We start from the raw sequence: 25,932 nt of genomic DNA on the forward strand, positions 1-25,932 counted from the left end.
AAAACGATGAAGATTGAACTGCTCGGAATCAACATTCAGAGGAATCCGGACTGGGACCGTTCGTTCACGATCATGGGTTTCGGCGACGTCACCATTCCCGATCTCGAAATCACATTGCGCGGCTGCGCACTGGCTCGAAAGAACGGCCAAGTGCACGCGTTGCCGCCGAAAGTTGCCGGCGCGCACCCCGGCGACCTGGGCGCCATTCAGTGGAAGAGCACAGGAGCGTTCGCGCGTCAGGTCTGCGAAATCATCCTCGACGGATACGAGCGGATGGGCGGAGAGATGCCACCGGAGCCAACGCAGGCACAGCAGAACGGTATCAACGCTGCTCGTCGATATGCGGCGAAGCTGGCAAGCGAAGATGACGGCCAGGACGACGACGCAGGCTTGCGTCGCCACCTTGGAGCGGAGGCCGCTTAGTGTCGCACCATACTCGTGGTCGCAAGGCCGACCCCAAGCCGGCAGATAATGCCATTCGAAAAGTACCGAAGTCGCCTGCATATTTCAGCGATGCGGCAAAGGCGGAATGGAAGCGGATCATGCCGATCCTCGTCGAGCGGCGCGTTCTGTCACCCGCAGATCTGCACGCTGCAGAACGGTTCTGCGATGCGGCCGGCGACATTGCCGCGGCTCGCACCGCTATTGCCAGCGATGGCGCTTACATCAACGACAGGCATGGCGAGATGAAGCGCCACCCTGCTTACGCAACGTTGCGCGAGGCGACGGCTGAATCCCGCCGATGGGCCGCAGAGCTTGGTTTGACACCTGCATCGCGCAGCAGGGTAACGGCAGAAGCGGAGACCAATGACGATGACGACGACTCGCCGCTCGCGGTCTAAGCCTGCAAACGACAATGCCGCCCTTGTGTCGAAGGCTTTTCCGAACTGGATCTATGACGGCACCCCGATCGACGATCCTTTCGGATACGGCGAGCGCGCCGTCGAATTCCTGCGCCGTCTTCGCCACCCCAAGAGCACGTTGCCTGGTCGCCAGTTTGTGCTCGATCCGTGGCAAGAGAGGATCGTCCGCCGCATTTACGGCCCGCGCGACGAGCACGGCCGGCGAATCGTGCGAACCGTCTTCCTTATGCTGCCGAGAGGGGCGAGGAAGACTTCGCTGAGCGCTGCCTTGTCCCTCCTGCAGACCATCGGCCCGGAGCACACACCCGCTGGCGAATCCGTTTTTGCGGCGTCGGACAGAACGCAAGCGGGCATTGCGTTTCGCGAAGCCGCAGACATCATCCGTGCCGACAAGCGGCTCGTTGCTGCGACCAAAATCAACGACGCATTCAACGCGCCCAAGCAGATCGTCTTGAAGCGCGACAATGCCGTGCTGAAAACCGTGTCATCCGACGGCGGCGCGCAGCACGGCGGCACGCCTCAATTCGTTCTCGCGGATGAGGTTCATATCTGGAAGGGGCGCGACCTCTGGGAAGCTCTGCGCACTGGCTTGTCCAAGACACCGGGCTCGCTGCTGGTCATAGCTACAACGGCCGGCCGTGGGCAGCAAAACTTGAGTTTCGACACTTATGATTATGCGCGGAAGGTTGCCCGCGGTGAAATCGAGGATCCGTCTTTCCTGCCGATCATCTTCGAGCCGGCACCTGATGCCGATTGGCGAGATGAGGCCGTTTGGCACGCCGTCAATCCAGGCTTGGCGCTTGGATATCCCGACCTTGCCGGCTTGCGCGCAATGGCACGTGAGGCGGTAGAGCGGCCAGCAGAGCGGGAGGCATTCAAACAATTCCACCTGAATTGCTGGCTGGATCACTCTGCAGCGCCGTTCGTCGACATGGATGTGTACGACGAAGGCTCCGAGACGATCGACCTAGCCGAACTTGCCGGCGAGCCTTGCTGGCTTGGCTGCGATCTTTCGTCGTCTACTGACCTCTCGGTTATCTTGGCAGCCTTCCGCCGCGGTGACGACTACATCGTGGCGCCCTTCTTCTTCTGCCCTGAAGAAAACCTGCGGCAGCGCCAGGAGGCGTCAGGAGCTCCATACGTGCGTTGGGCCGCCGAAGGGCTCATCACCGCCACGCCTGGCAACGTGGTCGATTTTCGAGCCGTGGAAGCGAAGATCCGCGATCTTTGCGACGAGTACGACGTCCAGGAGATTGCCTTCGACCCTGCACTGGCTCGCGTCATCTTGAATAACCTTCAGGACGATGGTCTGCCGGCCATCGAGTTCCGGCAAGGCGCGCTGTCGATGATGCCGGCCATAGCCGAGCTTGAGCGAGCCGTCGTGGCAAAGCGGCTCAAGCACGGCGGCCATCCAGTGTTGCGATTCTGCTTCGCCAACACCGAAGTCGAGACGAATTCGCACGGTCATAAAGTCAGGCTGAAGAAGGGCAAGAAATGGCTGTCGATCGATGGAACCGTCGCAAGCGCCATGGCGGTTTTGCGCGCGTCTCTCGGCGGCTCGGCCGAGACAGGCAGCCTTTACGATGACGACGGCTGGCAGGAAGCTCTAGCGGCGTTTAGTTGAATCTTGTATGGGTTGCAAAAGTGAGAGGGTACAATGAAAGATATTACTATTCGAGTGTGTTTTCGTGACGCGTCGGGCGCAATCACCGACGGCCAGCAAGACTTCGAGCTTACAGATTTCGCTGGTTTTCTCCCCGCGATTGGGGACCAAGTACTGGAGCCGGGTGTGTTGCAAGGGCTTGATCGTCACAAGCCTGAAAACAGGACAGTATGGACAGTCGTTGGGCGCGTCTTCAATCCAAAGGATTTGCCCAACTATGTCTGCTTGGTAGTTGAAACACGCACCGGATCAGAAGCGGACGCGTGGATCTAGGGAAACCGAGCAGCGTTTGCGCACAACCCTCACTGCATAGAGTCAAGGTGGATGACCTCGCCGAGCGGGCCGTCCTCCTTGTCATTCGCTTGTGCGGCAAGCGTTTTGAAGCGAAGCCGTTTAGCGAATTCTTCGCAGGTTTTTCTGAGCTTGGTAGGACTATCAGCTTGGTTAGAAGAACTGATAACCAAGGCTTGGATGTCCATCAGAGCCTCGACGATATCCTCGTTTCTAAGAAAGAGTTGATCCGGATTCATCTCTTTCAACGCCTCAAGGATGCCTTTCCAGGCTGCTTCTCTTACAAGCGCTTGGTATTCCTTGTTGTGGCCGGGGTCCATCAGACCTTTAATCGGTGCCATCGAAGTGCACTTTCTAGTCAGCGTAATAGTAGATCGGTTCATTTCCTGCAGCCGTACCGTCCGGCTTGAGGCCATAGATGTACTTTCCGTCGATCCACAGTGTCGGGATTTGATTCTCGTAGGAATATCCATATGCCTTATCGAGCCAGTGGATCGGTTTTGTTCCGCCCATGGCGTATAGGTACTTGTCGACTTGATACAGAGCGGCCTTATGCGTTTTGTAGTCGTAAATGTATCGAGTATCGGACATCGTTACTTCCCGCTCTTGTAGCTTCGACCCTTGACGTAAAACTCCAACAGCGCAATCAAAAGCCGCTCAAGCTTTTCCTGATCGGTTGAAAAGAACTCGAAAGGCTCGAGCTGTGGGGTTGAAGTACCGACAAAGACCGGCCGCACATACCCTCGTGGCTCTAGATGGAAAAACGCCTTCGCCCCCAAATCCTCGCGATTCTTGAAGAGCGCCGCTTCTGCGGACTTAAGGAAGTTGGTGCCAGCAGGACTTTCTTTCACCTCAAAGAGGAATTCGTGCTCCGCAGTCGTGCTGTGAAGCGCCGTCGCCGCGCGGCCGAGCATGTCTACAAAGTCGGGCCAGGCGCTCGCCGCCCCAGCCTTCCTCGCGGCTTCACGAACAGCTTCTTCCTCCTCTGCGCGCTTCTTTTCGGCGAATTCTCGGTCTTTTCTCTCGTTTTCTTCAAGCGCGGCCTTGAGGCGCTCCTGCATCTTGTTGTCCATGCGAGCTCCTGATTCGTTCGTGATCAAAAGCTTCAGCGATTGCTGAACGGTTGTCCATCAAGATGGCACTCAACTCACAATGAAAAATCGGCTCTTCTCAATCGCCAGCAACCAACTCGCCGACAAAGCCTATCGTAACTTGGGTGAATTTCGAGATGAACTGCAGATCGGCGAATGTGCGGGACGAATTTCGCGCACTATAGTCGATGCGGTCGAACCTATCGCCAACGCGCCATTCAATGCGAGCCGACGGATTTGGCCCGTATAAGTAGACGTCGACAGATCCATGCTCCGGGTCTCGATAGGAATCACGATCGCCAGGGACTGCCTCGAGCAATGCGGCAACCGCATCGCCGAAGGTCTCGCCGCGCCTCACCTCTTTGCCGTCGTCATCAAAGACTAGAGGGTCAGACGCTGCCAGCGAACCGTAGTCTCTCACCGTCTTGGCGCTATCCTTCACGTTGCGGCTGCCGGCGACCGCGATAAGCAGGTTTGCCGCGTCCTCGAATGTGACGCGGGCGACTGCGCGCCCTCTGCCGCCCATTGTGCGAAGCTCGGCCAGCGCTAGGTTGCGGTCGTGCTGGATGACCGTTCCCTCTGGAACTCCCGTCTCTCTTGCTATCGCAGCAACCAACTCCTTTGGGCTTGCCATACAGTCTCCTCGGTGTGGTGTGGTGGTGACATCCAAGTAGCACAAATTTCTTTCGCGTAAAACGCAAAAGAGGGTTGACGATGCCCCTCAATTGCGTATTATGGAAAACAGATTTGAGGCAACGAGGAAAACGAATGACACTGCACACGCTTCCGCAGGCAGACAGAAAGCTCAAAGTTCAGGATCTTGAGAATGACGTGTGCAGCCTGCTCCACATGACCCGAATCGCGGTTTCGCACATCGAGGGCGTCGTCAACTTCGAGCACAGCATCGGCAACTTGTCCGATGACGAATCAAACGGCGTAATCTTCGCTTTGTACGAGATTCACAGCCGCGCCCAAGCGCTTCGAGATCGGTTCTACGAGGCCGTGCACGGACAGAGCGCCTAATGAGTTTCGCCCACGTATCGTGGCCAGCTTCTACCTGGCGCAACGTAGCGGATGACGCAGGTTCGAATCCTGCCGTGGGCTCCATCTTCACCACAGGCGAGCGCGACACCACCGCCCCTACATGTGCGGCGCGCTCCCGCTCCATCGCGGCCAATCGCCATGCTTAACCCATGGAACACCCGCCGCGTTAGGCCGTCGCTCGCAAGGGCGGCGGCTTTATTCGCGAGCGCCCCTTGATGGCGGCGACGTGTTTTCAGTTAATTTATGTCTATCACGAGCAGCAGGAGGATGAATGACAGCGCAACTGGCAACTATCAGCAACCCGAATAACGACGGCCACGCGCGCGAGGCCTTTCTGGCTTTCGTCCGAGCCCTGGCCGTACGGCAAGCGCGCATTGACGCCATGGTCGCGTCGGCGGCCAACGATAACCGCCCATCATGAGGCGTGCCGTCATATATGCGCGGTACTCCACCGACCTGCAAAACGACCAATCCGTCGAAGACCAAATAAGATTGTGCAAGACTCATGCTGAACGGCTGGGCCTTCAAGTCGTTCATGAATACTTCGATCGCGCAAAGTCCGGAGCGTCTATGTTCGGCCGACCTGGCTTGTCGAGCCTCATGCAGGCTGCCGAGCTAGGCTCATTCGACGTGCTCATAGCCGAGGCACCTGACCGCATCTCCCGCGATATCGCCGACCTCGCCCACATCCACAAGACGCTCCGATTCCGCCAGGTCGAAATGAACTGCGTGAACGGTGGCGCCCTGGATACCGTTCAAATCGGCATGTACGGCGTCGTCGGGCAAATGCAGCGCGAAGAAGGTGCCAAAAAGGTCAAGCGTGGCATGGTGGGCGTTGTGCGCTCTGGTCGCAATCCGGGCGGAAAGGCGTATGGCTATCGGCCCGTACTTGGCAAGAAAGGTGAGCTAGAAATCGTCGAGGATGAAGCGGCGACGGTGCGGAGAATATTCGAGCTTTATTCCACCGGCTTCGCTCCGCGCACGATCGCTGCGACGTTGAATGCGGAGGGCATCCCGGCGCCGCGTGGGCTGCGCTGGAACGGCTCGACCATCAACGGCAACGGCCAACGTGGCAACGGCATCCTGCGAAACCCTATTTACGCCGGCAAGCTCATCTGGAACCGCGTGCACATGGTGAAAGATCCATCCACCGGCCGCCGCATATCGCGCGTCAATCCAGAAAGTGAGTATGAGGAAATCGACGCACAGCACCTTCGCGTTGTCGACCAGTCGCTATTTGATGCCGTCCAGGCACGCAAAGAGGCTACAGGCGGCCCGCGACCACGCGACGTGCCGAAGTCCAAGCGCTTGCTTTCTGGCCTTTTGCGCTGTGGCTGCTGTGGCGGCGGCATGGCGCTGATCGGCGTTGACCGCAGCGGCCCGCGGATCCAGTGCAGCACCTATCGGGAATCGCGAAGCTGCACAAACGGCGCTCGCTATTACATTGAGAAGCTCGAGCGCCAGGTGCTCGACAGCTTGCGCATCCAGTTTGCTGACACGGCCATCATTGACGAGTACGTCAAAGCCTACCGCGAAGAGCGCCGCAAGATCGAAGCCGAGGCGCGCAGAAACCGGAGCGCTACTGAGAAAGGCCTTGCCGACGCAAAGGCAGGCATTACGCGAATCGTCGAGCGAATCGCAAAAGGCCTGATTGATGACGATGAGGCTGCTGCGCTGCTGCAGCCGTTGCGGCAAGAGCGCGACCGACTGGAGAGAGATCTAGCGGCAAGCGAAGCGCCGTCAAACGTTATCGAGCTTCACCCGCAAGCTGTTAAGCGCTTCCGAGAGAACGTCGAGCAGCTTGCCGATATCGTCGCAACAAAGACCGGCACCGTTGATGTTGGCGCGGCAAGCGCCTTCCGCCAGTTGGTGGCGGCCGTGATCGTTCACCCAAGACAGAAAGGAGATCCCTACACGATCCAAATCAAAGGATACTTGTCGAGCCTTATCGATTCTACACTGTCGGCTAAATCGTTGGTAGCGGAGGAGGGATTTGAACCCCCGACACAAGGATTATGATTCCTCTGCTCTGACCTACTGAGCTACTCCGCCACTGGTCAACGGTGCCGTTCGCGGCGCGCGGCCCGTGGGATGAGCGGCTTATAAGGTGCGCTTCGGCTTTGTGTCAAGCGCATGATCGAGAAAATACCACAGGCTTTTTCAGGCGGCGACCGGGCTGGCCAGCAGTGCCTTCAGCGAGGCTTCCGCCACCGGTTCGCGCTCAGAGCGCTCGATGAATCCGCCACCGTAAACACGCGCATCGTCTCCGGGCGCCGAATAAAGCGCACAGGCCTGGCCGGGTGCAACGCCAGCTTCTCCGACTGCAAGATCGACGTAGATGCCGGTCGCATCGGCATGCAGGACAGCGGGTGTCGGTGCACGCGTCGATCGGACCTTGGCAAAACATCCGAAGCCCTCGCCAGAGGCCGCCTCTGCAAGCGGTTCGTCGCCCAGCCAGTTGACATCGCGCAGATAGACACGGTGCGTTTCCAGCGCTTCCTTGGGCCCGACGATAACCCGGCGGGAACGAGCATCGAGGTAGACCACGTAGAGCGGCTCGCCGGTGGCAATGCCAATGCCGCGGCGCTGGCCGATGGTGTAGTGCAGGATGCCTTCATGCTGACCCAGCACGCGTCCATCAAGATGAACGATCTCGCCGGCAAGCGCCGCATTCGGCTTCAGCTTGTGGATGATATCTGAGTATTTGCCCTGCGGCACGAAACAGATGTCCTGGCTGTCAGCCTTCTTGGCGACCACCAGACCCATCTCTTCGGCGAGCTTGCGGGTTTCGGCCTTGGGCAGGCCGCCAAGGGGAAAGCGCAGATAATCGATCTGCTCCTGTGTCGTCGCGAAAAGGAAGTAGCTCTGGTCACGATCGGCATCGGCTGGGCGAAAAAGCGCGCGGCGACCGGGAATGCCGGGAGCTGGATTGGGCCGCGAGCGAATGTAATGACCGGTTGCCAGTGCATCGGCGCCGAGCTCCTTGGCGGTTGCCAGGAGATCCGCGAACTTGACAGTCTGATTGCACGAGACGCAGGGGATTGGCGTCTCTCCGGCCACATAGCTTTCCATGAAGGGGTTGATCACCGTGTCGCGGAACCGCTTCTCGTAGTCCAAGACATAGTGCGGGATGCCGAGCGTCTCGCAAACACGACGGGCGTCGTCAATATCCTGTCCGGCACAGCAGGAACCGGCGCGGTGAACAGCAGCACCATGATCATAGAGCTGCAAGGTGATGCCGAGCACGTCATAGCCCTGACATTTGAGAATGCCTGCCACCACGGAGCTGTCAACGCCGCCGGACATGGCGACGACAACGCGGGTATCTTCCGGCTTCTTGTCAAAATCCAGTGTGTTCACGGGGTGGCTGCCAATTCTAAGCTTGTTGCAATCCGCCCATCAAAGCCGGCGGGTTTCAGGGTCCGCGCGGGAGCGGCCGACGGACTTTCGTTGGCGAGGATATAGAAAGGATTGAGTTCCGGCGCAAGAGGCGGACAATTTGCGGCATCTCCGAGCGCAATCGCTTCACAGTGTCCCAAGCAGCTTCCAGGCCATTCCGGCCACGGCACATGCGAGCAGCGTCGGAATAACCGACATTCTGAACCGGAAGATCGCACTGGCGGCCGCGACGCTGAGGATGAGCGACGGCAGGGCTAGCGACGACCAGACGGGCAGCTCGATCCAAATAGGACCAAACCGGTGGATGCTGGCCTCCGTAAACAGGAAGTGCAGACCGAACCAGATGGCGAGGTTCAGGATGACGCCTACCACGGCAGCGGTGATGGCCGACATCGCACTCGCAAGCGACGCATTGCCCCGCAGCTTTTCGATGAAAGGAGCACCGAGGAAAATCCAGAGAAAGCATGGCACGAACGTGACCCAGGTCGTAAGCATCGCTGCTAGCGTGGCTGATGTGATCGGATCGAGGCCACCGGGGTCGCGGTACGCACCCATGAACCCCACGAATTGGAGAACCATGATCAGGGGCCCCGGCGTGGTCTCAGCCATGCCGAGACCGTCAAGCATCTCCGTCGGGCGCAGCCAGCCGTAGTGCTGCACCGCCTCCTGTGCGACATAGGCCAGCACGGCGTATGCACCGCCAAAGGTGACGACGGCCATTTTGCTGAAGAAGACGCCGATTTGCGTGAACACGTCATCTCCGCCGCGAAAAACATAGAGCAGCAGAAGCGGTCCGAGCCAGAGCGCCAGCAGCACAGCCGAAATCTTCAGCGACCACACCAGGTTCGGCCGTGCATGGGTCGGCGTGTCCTCGCCAAGCGCGGAATCCGCATCTGCAAGGGCGTGACCGGCAGCGGCTTTATGGCCGTTGCCTGCCTGGAAAAGCCGCGAGCCGGACTTCGAACCCACGAAACCTGTGATCGCCGCAATCAAAATGATCAGCGGGAACGGCACATGAAGAACAAAAATCCCCACGAATGCGGCGGCCGCGATAGCAACCATGGCCGGGTTTTTGAGCGCTCGTCGGCCGATCCGAATGACAGCTTGTACAACCACAGCAAGCACGGCGGCCTTGAGGCCGAAAAACATGCCCTCTACGGCGTCGAGGCTCCCAAACACCACGTAGACGTAGCTGAGAGCAAGGATGGACAGGAAGCCGGGCAGGACGAAAAGAATACCAGCCACAAGCCCTCCCGCCGTCCTATGCATGAGCCAACCGATGTAGATGGCGAGCTGCTGCGCCTCCGGACCGGGCAACAGCATGCAATAGTTGAGGGCATGCAGAAACCGATCTTCGCCGATCCACTTCTTTTCATCGACGACGATCCGGTGCATGACGGCGATCTGCCCGGCGGGGCCACCGAAGCTCAACGCCGCCACGCGCAGCCAGACACGAAACGCCTCGCCAAAAGAGATGCCGTGGCTCATCCGACCCGCAGTCTCGCCGGTGGGCGTATCCGTGACAAGGTTGACCATCTCAGTTTCCCTTTTTCGCAGAGGGCCAATTATGCGCCTCGTCGGTCGCATCCCGGCACCATCGGTAGAAGGCATCGTACAAGGTCAGGCCCGCCTGCAATTGATCGAGGTCGTCGGCAAACATCCGCGAAAGTCCGAGTGAGGCTGCCAGCAACCCCGCCGCTTCGGGCGCGAGATCGAGTCTCGCAGTATCGGCGGCCCTGACGATTGTAGCCAGCCGGAGGAGCGGCTCAGATTGGAGAGCAAACTCCTCGACCATGACGTCAAAGGAGCATCGATCGCCGCGGTGACTCCAGAAGACGTCCTCGATATCGAAGGCAGTTGCTCCGAAACGGTCAGCGACCATCAGCACCTCCGGGGTGGGTACAAACAGGAAGATGGCCCCCGGATCCACAAAGCGGCGGATCAACCAGGGGCACGCGATACGATCGATCTTCGGGCGGGCGCGAGTGACCCAAACGGTTCTTCCCTTCGCGTCACGAGACGGCAGCTTGGCTTCGGGGACAGCAAGACCGCCTGCCTTGATCCATGCCTCGAAGCCGCCTTCGAGTGTCTCGGCCTGAACGCCGGTGACACGAAGATGGGCGGCAACGCCATGGCTGAGCTTGGCGCCACGATGGCAGATGATCACGGCCGGACTGCGGATTTCAGTGCCCCATTGGTCCACGTCGTTGAATGGCTTGCGGACTGATCCAGGGATAAGACGAGGATCGGCTGAAAAGGCCTCGTCATTGCGCACGTCAATCAAAACCGGCGCACCCGGCGTGCCAATCAGACGGCTCAGTTTATCGGTCGAGATTTCGGTGAATGACGGCATGGCGCGTCCCTCCGTTTTAGCGGTTTCGTTGGACGCGACTCTTCGGCTGACGCCTCGTGGGGTGATCGCGACCCCATGAGCAATATGATCCACGTGCGAATCGGGTATGTCAATACTCGCTGCATGCTGGCGCTGCCGGCAAACAATTGAGATGGTGTCGCGAGTCTCGACACCCGCGCCCGATCAAAGGGCAAATTGCGAGAGGGCGCCCGCGAACGTGCCGCAGGCTTTGGCCTCGGAACGGCTGTTCAGGTCGCCGTCAGATTTGAAACGCAGAAGACCTGCCGCGGGCAATTCTGAAAGGTAGTTCGCTATGGTCGACGTTGCCGGCTCAAGGCCCGCTGCCCTGCGGGCGATCCCGAAAGGCGTCTGGGCGCTAGGCTTCGTTTCGCTGTTCATGGACATCTCTTCGGAGATGATCCACGCGCTGCTCCCGGTCTACATGGTTGGTATCCTCGGCACCTCGGCGTTTGCGGTCGGCCTAATCGAAGGCATTGCGGAAGCGACCGCCGCTATCACTAAGGTGTTTTCCGGAGCATTGAGCGATTGGCTTGGTAAGCGAAAGCTGCTTGTGGCTCTGGGCTACGGCATGGCTGCGCTGACAAAGCCTGTCTTTCCGTTGGCACCGTCGCTGGGTTGGCTCGTGACCGCCCGTTTCGTGGATCGTGTCGGAAAAGGCATCAGGGGTGCACCGCGTGACGCCTTGATCGCGGATATCAGCCCGAAGGAGATCCGCGGCGCAAGCTTCGGTCTGCGTCAGTCGCTCGACACGGTAGGTGCCTTCCTGGGACCGACGCTAGCTCTTGGGTTGATGTGGTGGAGCGCCGACCACTATGCGACAGTCTTCTGGATCGCCGTCATTCCGGCGTTCTGCTCCGTCGCGATCATCCTCTTTGTCGTCAAGGAACCGCCCCATGCCGAGCAAGGGCGCGTGCGAGTGCCGCTCCGAGGCTCGGAACTCGTGCGGTTGCCTGCTATCTACTGGCAGGTCGTTGCCGTCTCCGCAGTCTTTACCCTCGCGCGGTTCAGTGAAGCCTTCCTCATCCTCGACGCTCAACAGATGGGACTTGCCGTCATGTTCGTTCCCATCGTCCTGATCGTCATGAACATTGCCTACGGGTTTTCGGCGTATCCAGTCGGCGTCATGGCGGATCGCGTGGACCGAATAACCCTATTGATTGTCGGATTGGTGCTTCTCGTTCTAGCCGACCTCAGCCTTGCCCTTCTTGCCGGGTTGGTTGGCCTGGGGATCGGCGTAACGCTGTGGGGTCTCCATATGGGATTTACACAAGGGTTGCTGGCAACCCTTGTTGCGGACGCCGCTCCGGCCGAACTGCGGGGAACTGCCTTCGGCATTTTCAACCTGATCGCGGGTATCGCCCTTCTCGCCGCGAGCTTGCTCGCTGGTGCCCTTTGGGATTGGGGTGGCCACCAGATGGTGTTTCTCGCCGGCGCGGCCTTTGCATTGCTCGCCGGCCTTTCGCTGCTGCCGCTAAAGAAGCGACTTCGAAACGCTTCGTAAACCATGCCTGTGCAGCTGCCTTCCGATGATCGACCTTGCTCGAACTTTTCGGTCGTATCCGCCCTGCCCTTGACCCAATAGCCGGACGCCTTGATCCAGTGTAGCGGGTCGTTTCTTTCCACGACCAGATACTCACGGACGGCGCACGCCGCCGAAGCCTCTGCCGCGACCCAAAGAGGGTCCCCGGGCTCGATGCCGATATCGCGCAAGATGGATCCAGATGATCGGCCCCTCCGCAGCGGTAAGGTGGAGGTCCACAACATCCAATCCTTCTGCCCGCCATCAGAATTTCGCGGCATGACTGGTAGCACCTTGAGCAACACCGTCGGATTGTGCACTAGAGTCGTGATTTGAGTCTTGCCCACCATCAATGATGGGCATGACCGCACTGACCGTGATCCGCTAAAACCTCGATAACGCGGCACTGATCGACGCGACCGTGACCACAGCCCTCCACCATCAGCTCGAGTTCCGCCTTCAGGGCCATCAGGCTTCGAATTCTCTGCTCGACTTCGATGAGGCGAGCCTTGGCAATTGCGTCGGCGGATGCGCACGACTGGTTAGGATCGTCCTGTAGCGTCAGAAGCGTGCGAATCGCCTCAACCTCGAAGCCAAGCTCGCGAGCATGACGGATGAAAGTGAGCCTGCGCAGGTCCGCCGGTTCGTAAGAGCGTTGATTGCCCTCGCTGCGGTTTGGCTCCGGCAGAAGGCCAATGCTCTCATAGTAGCGAATAGTCGGCACCTTGACGCCGCTTTCCCGGGATGCCTCGCCGATCGTGATCTTTTTCATAGCTTTTTCTCTTGCACCTCTAGTCACTAGAGGATGTAGGAAAGATGCTTCAGTCTGACAAGGAAGCGGATCATGGGAGAAACGGTCGAGAAGCGTTACAGGGTTGGCGGCATGGATTGCGCCAGCTGTGCGGCCAAGATCGACACGGCTGTTCGATATATGCCGGGCGTCGAAGACGTTTCAGTCTCCGTGACGGCGGGAACAATGACCCTGCGCCACGATGGCAGCAGTGACCTTGTCGCCATCGAAAGGAAAGTGACGAGCCTTGGCTATTCCGTCAGCCAACTCGTCGGACGATCGCCGAGGGAAGCCGCACCGACAACCCATGCCCACCACAATCACAACCACGCTGACCACGACCACGGCAACCATGATCACTCGGGTCACGAACATGCTGAGCAAGAACAACCAAGCGACTCGCTAGACAGCCTCCATGGACACGACGCCCCGATGGGCGGACCTTGGTGGCAAAGCAAGAAGGGTCAGCTGACAATCCTTTCCGGAGTAGCCCTCGTTGTTGCCTATATCATCGGCCACCTCCTGCCGGCGATTGCAACCTATGCATTCGTCGTGGCAGTGCTCGTCGGGGTTGTTCCAATCGCCCGACGCGCCGTCGTGGCCGCCTTTGCAGGCATACCTTTCTCGATCGAAATGCTGATGACGATCGCAGCTGTCGGTGCGGTGACCATCCATGCCGGCGAGGAAGCCGCGACCGTGGTCTTCCTGTTCCTGGTTGGCGAACTGCTGGAAGGGGTCGCCGCCGGCAAGGCGCGCGCAAGCATCCAATCTCTGACGACCCTGGTCCCAAAACGGGCTTTCCTTGAAGAAAATGGTACGACCCAGGAAGTGTCGGCCGAGAGCCTCGCCGTCGGTTCGACAATTCTGGTCCGTCCGGGCGATCGCATTGCGGCGGATGGCACCATTCTGTCTGGCGAGAGCGCAATCGACGAAGCCCCAGTCACCGGCGAAAGCACGCCGGTACGCAAAGGTGAAGGCGACATGGTATTTGCGGGTACCGTCAATGGTGACGCCGCCCTTCGTGTCGAAGTGACGGCTGCAGCCGCCGATAACACCATCGCCCGCGTCGTCCGGCTGGTGGAGGAGGCGCAGGAATCCAAGGCACCAACCGAGCGCTTCATCGATCGTTTCTCGCGCTACTATACGCCGGGCGTGGTGGTCGTTGCCGCCCTCGTCGCGATCCTGCCACCGCTTCTTGCAGGCGGCGCTTGGGAGCAATGGATCTACAAGGGTCTCGCCATATTGCTGATCGGTTGCCCCTGTGCCCTGGTAATTTCAACCCCGGCCGCGATCACCGCCTCGCTTTCCTCGGGAGCGCGCCGTGGGCTGCTACTGAAAGGTGGCGCGGTCCTTGAGACGCTTGGCAAAGTCACCGCCGTTGCATTCGACAAGACAGGCACTCTGACGGAAGGCAAGCCGCAGGTGACCGATGTAATCGCTTTCGGAAAGAACGAAGCCGAAGTCCTGAAGTATGCTGCTGCACTTGAGACAGGGTCGAGCCACCCGTTGGCGCTCGCGATTCTCGCGCGGGCTGCAGTCGCGGGGATCCCCCTCCCCGCGGCGAGCGAAGCCAGGGCGCTCGGAGGAAAAGGCATGACCGGGTTGGTCGCGGGGCAGCGGGTGTTCTTCGGATCTCCCAAGGCCACCGGCGAGCAAATTCCTCTTTCATTCGACCAGACCGCCCGCATCACGGCGCTCAACGATGATGGAAAAACGGTTTCAGTGCTTATCATCGGCGACACTCTGGCCGGAGCTATCGCCATGCGCGACGAACCGCGCGAAGACGCCGAGTCGGGCCTCGCAAAATTGACTGAGACAGGTGTCAAGATCGTGATGCTCACGGGTGACAATCACCGCACCGCAAAGGCCATCGGCAAGAAGCTCGGCATCGATGTACGCGCGGAGCTCTTGCCTGAGGACAAGCAGCGCATCGTGAACGAGTTGAAGCGTGATGGCTTGATCGTTGCGAAGGTTGGCGACGGCATCAACGACGCTCCTGCACTGGCGACCGCGGATGTCGGTATCGCGATGGGCGGCGGCACCGATGTTGCACTGGAAACCGCCGACGCCGTCATCCTGCATGGCCGCGTCAGAGACGTTGCGTCCATGATCGCGCTCTCCAAGCGCACTATGCGCAACATCGTCGAAAACATCTCCATCGCATTTGGCTTGAAGGCCGTGTTCCTAGTGACAACCATCGCAGGCATCACCGGCCTCTGGCCTGCGATACTGGCCGATACCGGCGCCACGGTGCTGGTCACCATCAATGCACTGAGGCTGTTGAAGCCGGCCAAATAAGGATCACCGCGCACCCGGTTGCCGTTTTTGGACAGCGGGCCGACAGCAAGGTCGCACTACCGCTTCTCTCCAAGGTACTGAAAAAGGATTCGCCTCCAACGCTGATCGTGAATCGCCTGAAGGACGGCCACGTCAATCTCCTTGCGGTAGGCCCGACCAAGCGGAATGGCAAACCCGTAGCTCTGTGGCTCAAAATCGACATCCAAGATTTGCACGGTGCTGGAGAAATGTTGCTCCACGGTCCAGGCGAGAAGCGGCTTGTCATAAACAAAGGCATCGATCGATCCGGCCTCCAGCGCCTTAAGCCCGTCGGCCACCTGAGAAAACGTGCGATGTTTAATGCGTTCGCCGTCCAGGAAGCTGATCGTCGCCGAATTGGCAAGCGTCCCGACACGCACACCAGACAGATCCTCCACGCCATTGACCAGCCCTCGCATCTGCCTCGTGGTCAGTGCAGAGGTGACGCTGGCGGTAAAGACGGCGATCGTAATGATCGAGACCACCATCCAGACAATTGCGAGCGCCCTGCCGGCGATCGTGATCGGTCCGCGGTGACCGGTGCTCGCCTGCGTCATGGCCTCCGCGGACCACCAAATGCTTGCCCCCAATCCGCGTCCGAGCGGCCCCCCGAAGTCCTCGTTGTGACGCCGCTCGAACAGCCATACCAACGCACCGACCAGCAGCGAGATGCCGATCAGCGCTCCCGCCGCCTGCAGGAAGCCCGCCGAGATCATCGTCCGGACGATTTCGCGCCACACAGACACGCTGTTGACCGAGACGGCGATCCCCAGGCCGGTGTCATAGAAGGGCTGGCTGAAATCCACGATACGCTCGCGCTCGGCCGTGATGGTGATCGCTGCGACGGAAACATCGTAATCGCCCCGCGACGTGGCTTCGATGAGCTTCTGGACGTTGGGCTCCTCGCCCAGTCGGTACTTCAGCCCGAGCCTCTGCGCGACCTCGCGCCAGAGGTCGATGGAAATGCCGCTCCAATTGCCGTCGGCATCTTTCATCGCAAATGGTGGCGCCTCCTTGGTGCCGATCACAAGTTCCCGTTGGGGAAAATCTTGACCATCCGCCTGCTGCGGTCCCTGACCATAGACATTGCTGCCGCTAATGGCAGATGCGCCGAATGCTGCGAGAGCTATCAACGCAGCCCGGACATAACGGAGTGCCCCGTGCAGCCACTCATTTCCGCCGCTCGCGTCAAACACGCCAAGGGAGACTGCCCTCATACCCATTCCCAACTAGGCCTCCAGCGCCGAATACCCTCGTAGAGACAGCCTTCTCCGCCATTATCTTCCGATACCACCGTGGTCCATGAAAGAGCCTAAACTAGAAGTAGGTTGCGGTAAAATTGCACTGAGCGTCGTGCCCCAAACGCTTTGGGCGAGCTAATCTTTGAGAATTTGCACGTGATCGGAACGTTTTGCCCGCTTAAGGGTTAATGTTAAGAGGAGGTGTAACATGACGAATGACTTCAACAAACCGAACCCGGTGAATACGTCAGCATCGAAGAGCAAGACTCTATGGATTGTTTTGGCAGCCATTGTCGTCGTCGTAGCTCTAGCAGCCACTTACTGGCCAAGATCGCAGAATAGCCCGACGGCAACAGCTCCGAAAGCGTCAGCTCCGACCGCTTCCGAGCCAGCCTCGCCTCCGCCTGCCTCGACTGCACCGGCTACGCCGCCTGCAGCCAATCCGCCTGCTTCCGCCCCGGCAACTCCTACGGCGCCTGCCGCTCCGGCTCCGGCGAATCCGCAGTAATCGCAAGCCCGCTCACTCAGGCGGGCTTCGCATCCGCCCTGAAACAGCGACCGTCTAATTTGCACCGGCCTTGAGGATGCGGTGTGTACTGGCGTCGAGTGCGCTGCTCGCTTGCCTGCCATCCTTTGCAAGGCCATTGGCGGTGTTTGCGCAGGATGAGAGGCCGATGAGTGATACGAACGCAATGGCGATTGCGAGGGCTGACTTACTCATGGAAGCTCCTGAATTAATCGTGAAATGGCCCCCGCTATAGGCGAGCGCTGGTCGCGGCGTCATCGAGAGTCAAAACGAGAAAACCCAGCGCAGGTTCCCGCGCCGGGTTTTCTCGCTGCCTTGGGAGCAAAACTCAGTCGATTGCGAAGACCAGCGGCTTGGCTTGCCGGATCGCGGGGTTTGCCGTCAGCTTTGCAAGCACTTCATCGCCAATCGCACCATCGACATAAAGCAGCGCGATCGCATCTCCGCCCTGCTTGTCACGGCCGAGTTGGAAGTTCGCAATGTTGACGCCTGCAGCACCGAGGGTCGTGCCGATGAAGCCGATCATTCCAGGCACGTCGGTGTTGGTGATGTAGACCATGTGCGAGCCGACATCGGCATCGAGGTTGATACCCTTGATCTGGATGAAACGCGGCTTGCCGTCCGAGAAGACCGTGCCGGCGATCGAACGTGTCATCGTGTCCGTCTTGACGGTGAGCTTGATGTAGCCGTCGAAAACACCAGTCTTGTCGCGCTTGACCTCGGAAAGGACGATGCCCTTTTCCTTGATCATAACCGGAGCCGAGACCATGTTGACGTCGGCGACCTGCGTACGGATTAGGCCGGCGAGCAGCGCGCTGGTCAGCGCCCGAGTGTTCATCGTCGCCGTCGCGCCGTCATAAAGGATCTCGATGTCCTTGATCGGCTCTTCCGTGACCTGGCCTACGAAGGCACCAAGAACGTCGGCAAGCCGGATGAACGGCTTCAGGATCGGTGCTTCTTCAGCAGTGATCGACGGCATGTTGATGGCGTTGGAAACAGCACCCTTCACCAGGTAATCCGACATCTGCTCAGCGATCTGCAGCGCGACATTTTCCTGCGCTTCGGTGGTCGATGCGCCAAGATGCGGCGTGCAGACGACATTCGGCAGGCCGAACAATGGGCTTTCCTTGGCAGGCTCAACCTCGAACACGTCGAAGCCGGCGCCGGCCACATGGCCGGACTTGATGGCTTCGGCAAGAGCCGCCTCATCGACGAGACCGCCACGCGCGCAGTTGATGATGCGAACGCCAGGCTTTGTCCTGGCGAGGTTCTCCTTGCCAAGAATACCGCGGGTCTTGTCGGTCATCGGCACGTGCAGGGTTATGAAGTCGGCCTTGGCCAGAAGCTCGTCGAGCTCGACCTTGGTGACGCCCATCTCCTGGGCGCGCTCGGCCGACAGGAAGGGATCGTAGGCCAGAACATGCATGCCAAGGCCGATCGCCTTCTTGCAGACGATGCCGCCGATATTACCGGCACCGATGACACCGAGCGTCTTGCCGGTGATTTCGACACCCATGAACTTCGATTTTTCCCACTTGCCGGCCTGCGTCGATGCGTCGGCCTGCGGCAGCTGGCGAGCAACGGCGAACATCAAGGCGATGGCGTGTTCGGCTGTTGTGATCGAGTTGCCGAACGGCGTGTTCATGACGATGATACCGCGGCGCGATGCGGCCGGGATATCAACGTTGTCGACGCCGATGCCAGCGCGGCCGATGACCTTGAGGTTGGTCGCCAAGGCAATCAGCTTCTCCGTCGCCTTGGTGGCCGAGCGGATGGCGAGACCATCGTAATTGCCTATGATTTCCGCAAGCTTGTCCTTGTCCTTGCCGAGCTGCGGCTGGAAATCAACTTCGACGCCGCGATCACGGAAGATCTGGACGGCGGTTTCCGACAGTTCGTCGGATACGAGAACGCGAGGTGCCATTGGGGGCTTCCTTCAAAAAGTTCAGCGATGTGTGAAATCAGGAATGCGAGGCTCCGCCAATTCGACGGAGCCGGATGCGATCAACTCAGGCAGCAGCCTGAGAAAGCGTCGCCTTCTGGGTCTCAAACGCCCAGGTCAGCCACGGCATCAGCTTCCGCATGTCCGCCGTTTCGATCGTGGCGCCAGCCCAGATGCGAAGCCCTGACGGCGCATCGCGGTAATGGCCGATGTCGTAGGCGACACCTTCCTTGTCCAGCAGGCTGACGATGCCTTTGGCGAAATTCGCCTGGCCGTCCGCGTCGAGCGCCAGAACGTCCTTGTCGACGATCTTCAAGCACACGGACGTATTGGAGGCCGTTTCCGGTTTGACTGCCAGATTAGCGATCCAGTCGTTGGCATCCACGAAATCTGCTATGACCTTGGCGTTCGCATCGGCGCGCGCCATCAGGCCCTTGAGGCCGCCGACCTCTTTCGACCACAGCAGCGCATCGATGTAGTCCTCGACGCAGAGCATGGACGGTGTGTTGATGGTTTCGCCGCTGAAGATGCCTTCGATCAGCTTGCCGCCCGAGGTCAGGCGGAAGATTTTCGGTAGCGGCCATGCCGGAGCGTAGCTGAGCAAACGCTCGACAGCACGCGACGAGAGAATGATGACTCCATGCGCGCCCTCGCCGCCGAGAACTTTCTGCCAGGAGAAGGTGACGACATCGAGCTTGGCGAAATCGAGGTTCTGCGCGAAGGCGGCAGACGTCGCGTCGCAGATCGTTAAACCTTTGCGATCGGCAGGGATGAAATCGGCGTTCGGAACGCGGACGCCAGAGGTCGTGCCATTCCAGGTGAAGACGACATCGCGGTCAAAATCGATCGTCGAAAGATCGGGCAGCTCGCCGTATCCGGCTTCGATCTTGCGCACGTCCTTGAGCTTTAGCTGTTTGACGACGTCGGTGACCCAACCTGCGCCAAAACTTTCCCAGGCGACCATGTCGACGCCACGCTCACCGAGCAGCGACCAGAGCGCCATTTCAACGGCGCCCGTATCGGAGGCCGGAACGATGCCGATACGGTAATCCGCCGGCACTTCCAGAACATCTCGAGTAAGATCGATGGCCTGCTTCAGCTTTGTCTTTCCGATCTTCGCGCGGTGCGAACGGCCAAGAGCCGCATCGGAAAGGGCTTCGAGCGACCAACCGGGGCGCTTCGAGCAAGGGCCAGAAGAAAAATGAGTATTTTGCGGACGTACGTCCGGCTTTGCGGTCTTCGCCATGTGCTATCCTTCCAGATAGATAGCTCCTCGTTGGGGAGGAGTGTCCCGCCGCCGTGGTTATAGGGCGGTGAGATCGAAGTCAAGCAGCCGGCGTCGCTGTGAGAGAAATTTTTGGCCTGTGCGCGTCATTGCGTCGCTACCAACCAGCGATGCGCAAGCCGATACGGATTTCATGCCGTGTCAATCCGTCGTCGCGGCCGCTTATCCCGGAGGACCCTGCGAACATGCTTCCCCCGGCAATATCGGAAAAGCGATAGCCAAAGTCGATCTTGATGTGATCGTTGATTTCATAGCTAAGGCCGGCCATCAGCGCATAAGTGAACCGCCAATTATTCTCGCCATCGAAATCTTGCGGGGCAAACGTTGCCCCCGAACAGGTCGAGCCACCATCCACGCACTTGGCTTGCGAACGCACGTCCACCCATTTGACATTGGTGATCCCGAGACCGGCACCAACATAGGGGGTTAATCCAGCAATCGTCGCAAGGTCGGCATAGCCGTTTGCCATGAGCCCATAGGCCCGGAGATCGGCGTGCACGCCAGAGGCACAACCGGTCCCGGAAGGAGCGGATGCGCCACAAGGCAGTTCGGTGCGGGCGGTGCCGGCAAAGGCGCTTTTGAAGAAATCCCCCGTGAGGTCGGCGCGCCAGATGTCGGTGAATTGATAGCCGATCCCGGCGCTGCCAGAGATCGGTCTTGAAAAGCGTGCCGAATCGAATTCTCCGCCATCGGTGTCATCGAAGTGGTATGCCGGCGCTTCCTCACCTATCCACGCCGCATAACCAAGATCACCGCGAAAGTACCAGCCGAGCGTCGATGCATCGCCGGCAATGCTGACCTCCGGTGCCTCTGTGATTGGCAGGTCCTCCGCCATCACCGGACCGCCGAGCAGGAACAGGCTTGCTGCGGTGTAGATGATTATGGTGGACGGTTTCATTGCAATTCCCGATCGGGCAAACACCCGCATGACTGACCATGCGGGTATTATTCCAGCGAGATGCTAACGTGCAGTTAACTATGTTTGTTAACCTCAATCGAGATTCAAACCATACGAAAAAGGCTGCCATAACGGCAGCCTTGAAGTCGACAGCTCCTGAAACGATAAACACAGTCGGCTATTGCAGCGAATAGCGCAACGCGAGTTTGAAATCGTGGGAGGTTATATTGTTGAAATGCATCGGCCCAGTATCCACGGTGTTGTCATATGAATGGATCCGGCCGGTCTGTGCATCGCCCAGGTCAAGGTAGGTGTAACCGAAGTCCACCGTGAGACGGTCGGTGACCTGATAACCGAGGCCGGCGTGTAGCGCCCAGGCAAAGTTCCAGGTGGAGTCGCTGTCAGCATAAGCGACGCCCTGGGTGGGAACGTTAACGTCCCTGAAACCGGAGATCGTGTTGCGGGAGGTACCGACACCAGCCCCGATATACGGCGTAATGCCGTACCAGGTACCTAGATCGACATAGGCGTTGGCCATCAGCAGCCATTCCGACTTGGCGCCATCGTAATCATTCGTGGCATCCCAGACAGCCGCCCCTGTCGCATCGGTGTGTCCATAACGGTCAAGCGCGGAGAAATCGGCCTTGCCGCGATATTGGACGATCGCGTCTGCACGCAACCACTGATTGAACTGATAGCCGACGCCCAATCCGCCGAGTGGCGAGCTGTCAAAACCGCCCTCATCGAGAAATTCGTGGAGCTCCACGTCGTCAAACAATTCGTGCTGTAGCCCGCCAAGCCGCTGGTTGGTCATGCCGATTTCCCCACGCAGGTACCATCCGCCGAAGGTCGGGACGGGCGCTGGGGGGTCGACATAGAGATCGGCAGCGAAAACGGGGGCGCCGCCCGTCAGCGCCGCAGCCACGGCAACTAAAAATCTCTTCATAGTATTCTCCAGAAATAAGCGACGCCTGGCGCATATCTTTCGACCACGCCCGGCTTTTATTCATCCTGGAGTCTTACAAACTAGGGTTAATTTCGGATTAAGTTCACGACATCTTTATCATGATCTTACCAGCATGCCGGAACGCCGAATCGCCCGGCACATTATGCGCACTCGCCTCACGCAGCGTCGCGTACACCACCGATTACGCCGATCAGATCGTTGACGATGCGTTCGATCTGGCCGCGGTCGTCGCCTTCAGCCATGACCCGGATCAGTGGCTCGGTACCGGACGGACGGATGACAAGGCGGCCACTATGGCCGAGTTCCGCCTCAGCATCGGCGATTGCTTTGCGCACGCCGACATCGTCAAGCGGCTTGCCGCCCGAGATGCGCACGTTGCGAAGGAGCTGCGGCACTGGATCAAAGCGGCGGCAAACTTCGCTCACGGTCTTGCCGGTGCGCTTGACCGCAGCAAGGATCTGCAGGGCAGCTACGAGTCCATCGCCGGTCGTGCCGTAGTCGGATAGCACGATGTGGCCAGACTGCTCTCCACCGACATTGTAGTTGTTCTGGCGCATGTGCTCGACGACGTAGCGGTCACCGACCATCGTGCGCACGAGTCCAAGCCCCTTTTCCTCCAGGAAGCGCTCCAGCCCAAGATTCGACATGACCGTCGCAACGATGCCGCCGCCGCGAAGCTGCTGGCTCTCGGCAAAGCTTTCCGCAATGACAGCCATCAGCTGGTCGCCGTCGACGACTGCTCCGTTCTCGTCGACGATGATGACGCGGTCCGCGTCGCCGTCAAGCGCAATGCCGATGTCGGCCCGCACTTCATCGACCTTCTTCTGCAGCGCGACCGGGCTGGTTGAACCACAATTGAGGTTGATGTTGGTGCCGTTCGGCTCGTTGCCGATGGTCACGACGTCAGCACCAAGTTCCCAGAGTGCTGCCGGGGCAACCTTGTAGGCGGCTCCATTCGCACAGTCGATCGCGATCCTCAAACCTTGGAGCGTGACGTCGCGCGGCAGCGTGCGCTTGGCATGTTCGATATAACGGTCATGGACGCCGTCGACACGCTTGGCGCGGCCGATATCGTCAGATTTCGCAAGCTGCGTGGAGAGGTCCCTCTCAAGCAACTCCTCGATTTGCGATTCAAGGTCGTCAGAAAGTTTGTAGCCGTCAGGCCCGAAGAGCTTGATGCCATTATCCTCGTAAGGATTGTGAGAAGCGGAGATCATGACACCGATATCGGCTCGTAACGACCGCGTCAGCATTGCAACCGCGGGCGTGGGAATAGGACCGAGAACAAACGCGTCGACGCCGGCAGCGGTGAAGCCCGCAACCATCGCGTTTTCCAACATGTAGCCTGAAAGGCGCGTGTCCTTGCCTATGACAACGCGGTGACGGTGGTTACCTCGACGAAAGATCGTTCCAACTGCAATGCCAACGCGCATCGCGAGATCCGGCGTCATCGGGAACACGTTGGATTGACCTCGAATGCCATCCGTACCGAAATAGCGTCTTTTCATATGCACCCCTGTGCCTTGGCGCGCCTGCGGGCAGCGCATTATTACTTGCAAAAATCACGCCGCCAAATGCGGAACGTCGCTACAAGAGCCTCAAATGAGCCTCCCTATGTCACCGGCATGACATAAATCGCCGTCACCATCACGTAAATTAGCAAGAAAACCCATTACATCGCGTTACCGACGCAAAAGGCCGACGTCCAAACGGACCCCGGCCTTCTCACTTGTTTTCAAAACAAATCAATGCGGTTGGGGTTCCAGACCGGCTTCCGGCTCATCACCCTTCGCAACCGGACGCGTACCCGTCTTCGGCACTGCCGAACCGCGGCTGGGCGGCGCATCGTCGCCGAGATCGCGCGAGGGTTTCTCGCCACGAATCAGCGCCTTGATCTCTTCGCCCGTCAGCGTCTCGTATTCTAGCAGCCCCTCGGCAAGCGCGACGAACTCGTCGTGCTTCTCAGTCAGGATATCGCGGGCCTGCTGATAAGCTTCGTCGATCAGGCGGCGTACTTCATTGTCGATCTTCTGCGCTGTTGCTTCGGAAACGTTCTTCGTCTGCGAAACGGAGTGGCCAAGGAAGACCTCCTGCTGGTTCTCGCCGTAGGACACCTGACCGAGCTGGTCGGAGAAGCCCCACTGGGTCACCATAGCACGTGCTAACTTGGTCGCCTGCTCGATGTCGGACGATGCACCCGAGGTGATATTCTCTTTGCCAAAGGTCAGTTCTTCGGCAACGCGACCACCCATCATGATGCAGAGGCGCGAGACCATCCACTTGTAGCTCATCGAGTAGCGATCGCCCTCGGGGAGCTGCATGACCATGCCGAGAGCACGGCCGCGCGGAATGATCGTTGCTTTGTGCAACGGATCGGCAACGGCAACGTTCAGCGCCGTGATCGCGTGACCGGCCTCGTGGTAGGCGGTGAGCTTCTTTTCGGCCTCGGTCATGGCGGACGAGCGGCGCTCGGCACCCATCATGATCTTGTCCTTGGCGTCTTCGAACTCCTGCATGGTAACCACACGCTTGTTGCGGCGTGCGGCCATCAGGGCGGCTTCGTTGACGAGGTTCATCAGGTCTGCACCCGAAAAACCGGGCGTACCGCGAGCCAGAACCTTGAGGTCGACGTTCGGTGCCAGCGGCACGTTGCGAGCATGAACCTTGAGGATACGCTCGCGACCTACGATATCCGGATTCGGAACGACAACCTGGCGGTCGAAGCGGCCCGGTCGCAAAAGCGCCGGATCGAGAACGTCGGGACGGTTGGTGGCGGCAATCAGGATGATGCCTTCGTTCGCCTCAAACCCGTCCATTTCGACCAGCAACTGGTTCAGCGTCTGCTCGCGTTCATCGTTACCGCCACCGAGACCGGCGCCACGATGGCGGCCGACGGCATCGATTTCGTCGATAAAGATGATGCAAGGCGCGTTCTTCTTGGCCTGTTCGAACATGTCGCGGACACGGCTTGCGCCGACGCCGACAAACATTTCAACGAAGTCCGAACCCGAGATCGTAAAGAACGGCACATTGGCTTCGCCGGCAACCGAGCGGGCGAGCAGCGTCTTGCCAGTGCCCGGAGGGCCAACCAGCAGCACACCGCGCGGAATCTTGCCGCCGAGACGCTGGAACTTCTGCGGATCGCGCAGGAATTCAACAATTTCCTCGAGATCCTGCTTGGCTTCGTCGACGCCTGCCACGTCATCGAATGTCACTCGACCATGCGCTTCGGTGAGAAGCTTGGCCTTGGACTTGCCAAAACCCATCGCGCCGCGAGACCCCCCCTGCATCTGCCGCATGAAGAATAACCAAACGCCAAGGATCAGCAGCATCGGCAAGAGGGTACCGATATAGCTCAGGAAGCCGGACGAACCGTCAGTTTCCGGGCGGGCCGAAACCAGAACGTTCTTTTGCTGCAGCCGATCGAGCAGGTTATCGTCAACGACAGGCGTATAGGTCTGGAAGGTAGTGCCATTTTCAACATAGGTGCCGGCGACGCGGTTGCCCGTGACGACGACTTCCTTGACGCGACCCGCATCTACTTCGCGGAGGAACTGCGAATAGGGGATCTCGCGGGAGCTGGTCTGCGCCGGCGATGTCTGGAACATGCTGAACAGGGCAATCAGCAAAAGCGCTATGATTGCCCATAAGGCGAAATTACGTAAGTTAGGGTTCATCGAACTCCCCAGCACTGGAACAGCGGCCTCATGGCAGCCGTCTTTA

25 protein-coding genes, 2 tRNA genes and 2 pseudogenes are annotated in these 25,932 nt (G+C 59.3%); 10 read left to right on the plus strand and 19 right to left on the minus strand.

Annotated elements, in window-relative coordinates; all coding sequences use genetic code 11:
* Positions 1–6 precede the first annotated feature (6 nt).
* From BN77_RS00295 to BN77_RS00310, 4 genes are read left to right on the plus strand one after another with little or no spacing between them, the layout of a single operon-like run.
* A complete protein-coding gene (locus tag BN77_RS00295) occupies positions 7–423 on the plus strand; it encodes a hypothetical protein (RefSeq protein WP_007527258.1) in 417 nt (138 codons plus the stop codon).
* Positions 423–842, plus strand: coding sequence for a phage terminase small subunit P27 family (locus BN77_RS00300; protein WP_007527259.1), 420 nt, complete (start codon positions 423–425; stop codon positions 840–842). Before BN77_RS00295 ends, BN77_RS00300 begins: the two co-directional genes overlap by 1 nt.
* The gene (locus BN77_RS00305) at positions 808–2,487 is read left to right on the plus strand and encodes a terminase large subunit (protein ID WP_007527260.1); all 1,680 of its coding nucleotides are present in this window, start codon (positions 808–810) and stop codon (positions 2,485–2,487) included. Before BN77_RS00300 ends, BN77_RS00305 begins: the two co-directional genes overlap by 35 nt.
* Before the next feature lie 33 nt (positions 2,488–2,520).
* Positions 2,521–2,799 (plus strand): hypothetical protein, encoded by a 279-nt coding sequence (locus tag BN77_RS00310; RefSeq protein ID WP_007527261.1) that lies wholly within the window; start codon positions 2,521–2,523, stop codon positions 2,797–2,799.
* A gap of 29 nt (positions 2,800–2,828) precedes the next feature.
* Here BN77_RS00310 and BN77_RS00315 read toward each other — a convergent pair whose 3' ends face one another.
* From BN77_RS00315 to BN77_RS00330, 4 genes are all read right to left on the minus strand, one after another.
* Entirely contained in the window at positions 2,829–3,158 is a 330-nt protein-coding gene (locus BN77_RS00315) for a hypothetical protein (RefSeq protein WP_007527262.1), read from the minus strand.
* A 13-nt stretch (positions 3,159–3,171) separates the two neighbouring features.
* Entirely contained in the window at positions 3,172–3,408 is a 237-nt protein-coding gene (locus BN77_RS00320) for a hypothetical protein (protein ID WP_007527263.1), read from the minus strand.
* Between the two features lie 2 nt (positions 3,409–3,410).
* Positions 3,411–3,890: a hypothetical protein gene (locus BN77_RS00325; protein ID WP_007527264.1), complete on the minus strand. Its 480-nt coding sequence runs from the start codon at positions 3,888–3,890 to the stop codon at positions 3,411–3,413.
* A 97-nt stretch (positions 3,891–3,987) separates the two neighbouring features.
* Positions 3,988–4,542: a hypothetical protein gene (locus BN77_RS00330; RefSeq protein ID WP_007527265.1), complete on the minus strand. Its 555-nt coding sequence runs from the start codon at positions 4,540–4,542 to the stop codon at positions 3,988–3,990.
* 134 nt (positions 4,543–4,676) lie between these two features.
* Here BN77_RS00330 and BN77_RS00335 point away from each other — a divergent pair, with 134 nt between their 5' ends.
* From BN77_RS00335 to BN77_RS34570, 4 genes and pseudogenes are all read left to right on the plus strand, one after another.
* Positions 4,677–4,931 carry a hypothetical protein gene (locus BN77_RS00335; RefSeq protein ID WP_007527266.1) on the plus strand — a complete coding sequence of 85 codons (255 nt, stop codon included), beginning with the start codon at positions 4,677–4,679 and terminating at the stop codon, positions 4,929–4,931.
* 8 nt (positions 4,932–4,939) lie between these two features.
* Positions 4,940–5,015 (plus strand) — tRNA-OTHER (locus tag BN77_RS33370).
* A 208-nt stretch (positions 5,016–5,223) separates the two neighbouring features.
* Positions 5,224–5,373 carry a hypothetical protein gene (locus BN77_RS33375; RefSeq protein ID WP_157224421.1) on the plus strand — a complete coding sequence of 50 codons (150 nt, stop codon included), beginning with the start codon at positions 5,224–5,226 and terminating at the stop codon, positions 5,371–5,373.
* Positions 5,370–6,374: pseudogene (locus BN77_RS34570) on the plus strand (recombinase family protein); the annotation flags it as partial. The gene BN77_RS33375 and the pseudogene BN77_RS34570, both read left to right, overlap by 4 nt.
* A gap of 318 nt (positions 6,375–6,692) precedes the next feature.
* On the opposite strand, the gene BN77_RS34575 reads toward BN77_RS34570, so the two are convergent.
* The 5 genes from BN77_RS34575 to BN77_RS00365 form a co-directional block, all read right to left on the minus strand.
* Positions 6,693–6,875 carry a hypothetical protein gene (locus BN77_RS34575; RefSeq protein WP_244426154.1) on the minus strand — a complete coding sequence of 61 codons (183 nt, stop codon included), beginning with the start codon at positions 6,873–6,875 and terminating at the stop codon, positions 6,693–6,695.
* A 52-nt stretch (positions 6,876–6,927) separates the two neighbouring features.
* Positions 6,928–7,004 (minus strand) — tRNA-Met (locus BN77_RS00350).
* Positions 7,005–7,112: 108 nt separating this feature from the next.
* Complete coding sequence (gene mnmA / locus BN77_RS00355) at positions 7,113–8,312, minus strand: tRNA 2-thiouridine(34) synthase MnmA (protein ID WP_007527268.1); 1,200 nt, start codon at positions 8,310–8,312, stop codon at positions 7,113–7,115.
* 165 nt (positions 8,313–8,477) lie between these two features.
* On the minus strand, positions 8,478–9,887 hold the full coding sequence (chrA, locus tag BN77_RS00360; RefSeq protein ID WP_007527271.1) for a chromate efflux transporter: 1,410 nt from the start codon (positions 9,885–9,887) through the stop codon (positions 8,478–8,480).
* Between the two features lies 1 nt (position 9,888).
* A complete protein-coding gene (locus BN77_RS00365; protein ID WP_007527273.1) occupies positions 9,889–10,704 on the minus strand; it encodes a chromate resistance protein ChrB domain-containing protein in 816 nt (271 codons plus the stop codon).
* Positions 10,705–11,017: 313 nt separating this feature from the next.
* Between BN77_RS00365 and BN77_RS00370 the strand changes: the two genes are divergently transcribed.
* Positions 11,018–12,226, plus strand: coding sequence for an MFS transporter (locus tag BN77_RS00370; protein ID WP_007527275.1), 1,209 nt, complete (start codon positions 11,018–11,020; stop codon positions 12,224–12,226).
* Between the two features lie 38 nt (positions 12,227–12,264).
* Here the strand turns inward: BN77_RS00370 and BN77_RS34580 are convergent.
* Together BN77_RS34580 and BN77_RS00375 are read right to left on the minus strand one after the other, a co-directional pair.
* Positions 12,265–12,438: pseudogene (locus tag BN77_RS34580) on the minus strand (SIP domain-containing protein); the annotation flags it as partial.
* A 155-nt stretch (positions 12,439–12,593) separates the two neighbouring features.
* Positions 12,594–13,016 (minus strand): MerR family transcriptional regulator, encoded by a 423-nt coding sequence (locus tag BN77_RS00375; RefSeq protein WP_007527277.1) that lies wholly within the window; start codon positions 13,014–13,016, stop codon positions 12,594–12,596.
* 72 nt (positions 13,017–13,088) lie between these two features.
* Between BN77_RS00375 and BN77_RS00380 the strand changes: the two genes are divergently transcribed.
* Complete coding sequence (locus tag BN77_RS00380; RefSeq protein WP_007527279.1) at positions 13,089–15,332, plus strand: heavy metal translocating P-type ATPase; 2,244 nt, start codon at positions 13,089–13,091, stop codon at positions 15,330–15,332.
* Between the two features lie 56 nt (positions 15,333–15,388).
* Here the strand turns inward: BN77_RS00380 and BN77_RS00385 are convergent, their stop codons facing one another.
* The 8 genes from BN77_RS00385 to ftsH all read right to left on the minus strand — a co-directional run bounded on the left by BN77_RS00385 (position 15,389) and on the right by ftsH (position 25,886).
* Positions 15,389–16,567, minus strand: coding sequence for a transporter substrate-binding domain-containing protein (locus BN77_RS00385; protein ID WP_007527281.1), 1,179 nt, complete (start codon positions 16,565–16,567; stop codon positions 15,389–15,391).
* A 586-nt stretch (positions 16,568–17,153) separates the two neighbouring features.
* Positions 17,154–17,312, minus strand: coding sequence for a hypothetical protein (locus BN77_RS00390; protein ID WP_040676554.1), 159 nt, complete (start codon positions 17,310–17,312; stop codon positions 17,154–17,156).
* Positions 17,313–17,445: 133 nt separating this feature from the next.
* Positions 17,446–19,041, minus strand: coding sequence for a phosphoglycerate dehydrogenase (gene serA / locus BN77_RS00395; protein WP_007527286.1), 1,596 nt, complete (start codon positions 19,039–19,041; stop codon positions 17,446–17,448).
* Between the two features lie 85 nt (positions 19,042–19,126).
* Positions 19,127–20,305 carry a phosphoserine transaminase gene (locus BN77_RS00400; RefSeq protein WP_007527288.1) on the minus strand — a complete coding sequence of 393 codons (1,179 nt, stop codon included), beginning with the start codon at positions 20,303–20,305 and terminating at the stop codon, positions 19,127–19,129.
* Positions 20,306–20,441: 136 nt separating this feature from the next.
* Entirely contained in the window at positions 20,442–21,242 is an 801-nt protein-coding gene (locus tag BN77_RS00405; protein ID WP_007527290.1) for an outer membrane protein, read from the minus strand.
* A gap of 178 nt (positions 21,243–21,420) precedes the next feature.
* Positions 21,421–22,188, minus strand: a complete 768-nt coding sequence (locus tag BN77_RS00410) for an outer membrane protein (RefSeq protein WP_007527291.1) — start codon at positions 22,186–22,188, stop codon at positions 21,421–21,423.
* Positions 22,189–22,364: 176 nt separating this feature from the next.
* Positions 22,365–23,717, minus strand: coding sequence for a phosphoglucosamine mutase (gene glmM / locus BN77_RS00415; protein ID WP_007527293.1), 1,353 nt, complete (start codon positions 23,715–23,717; stop codon positions 22,365–22,367).
* Between the two features lie 237 nt (positions 23,718–23,954).
* Positions 23,955–25,886 carry an ATP-dependent zinc metalloprotease FtsH gene (gene ftsH, locus BN77_RS00420; RefSeq protein WP_028749419.1) on the minus strand — a complete coding sequence of 644 codons (1,932 nt, stop codon included), beginning with the start codon at positions 25,884–25,886 and terminating at the stop codon, positions 23,955–23,957.
* Between the last annotated feature and the right edge of the window lie 46 nt (positions 25,887–25,932).

This window comes from Rhizobium mesoamericanum STM3625 (assembly GCF_000312665.1).
Classification (GTDB): Bacteria; Pseudomonadota; Alphaproteobacteria; order Rhizobiales; family Rhizobiaceae; genus Rhizobium; species Rhizobium mesoamericanum.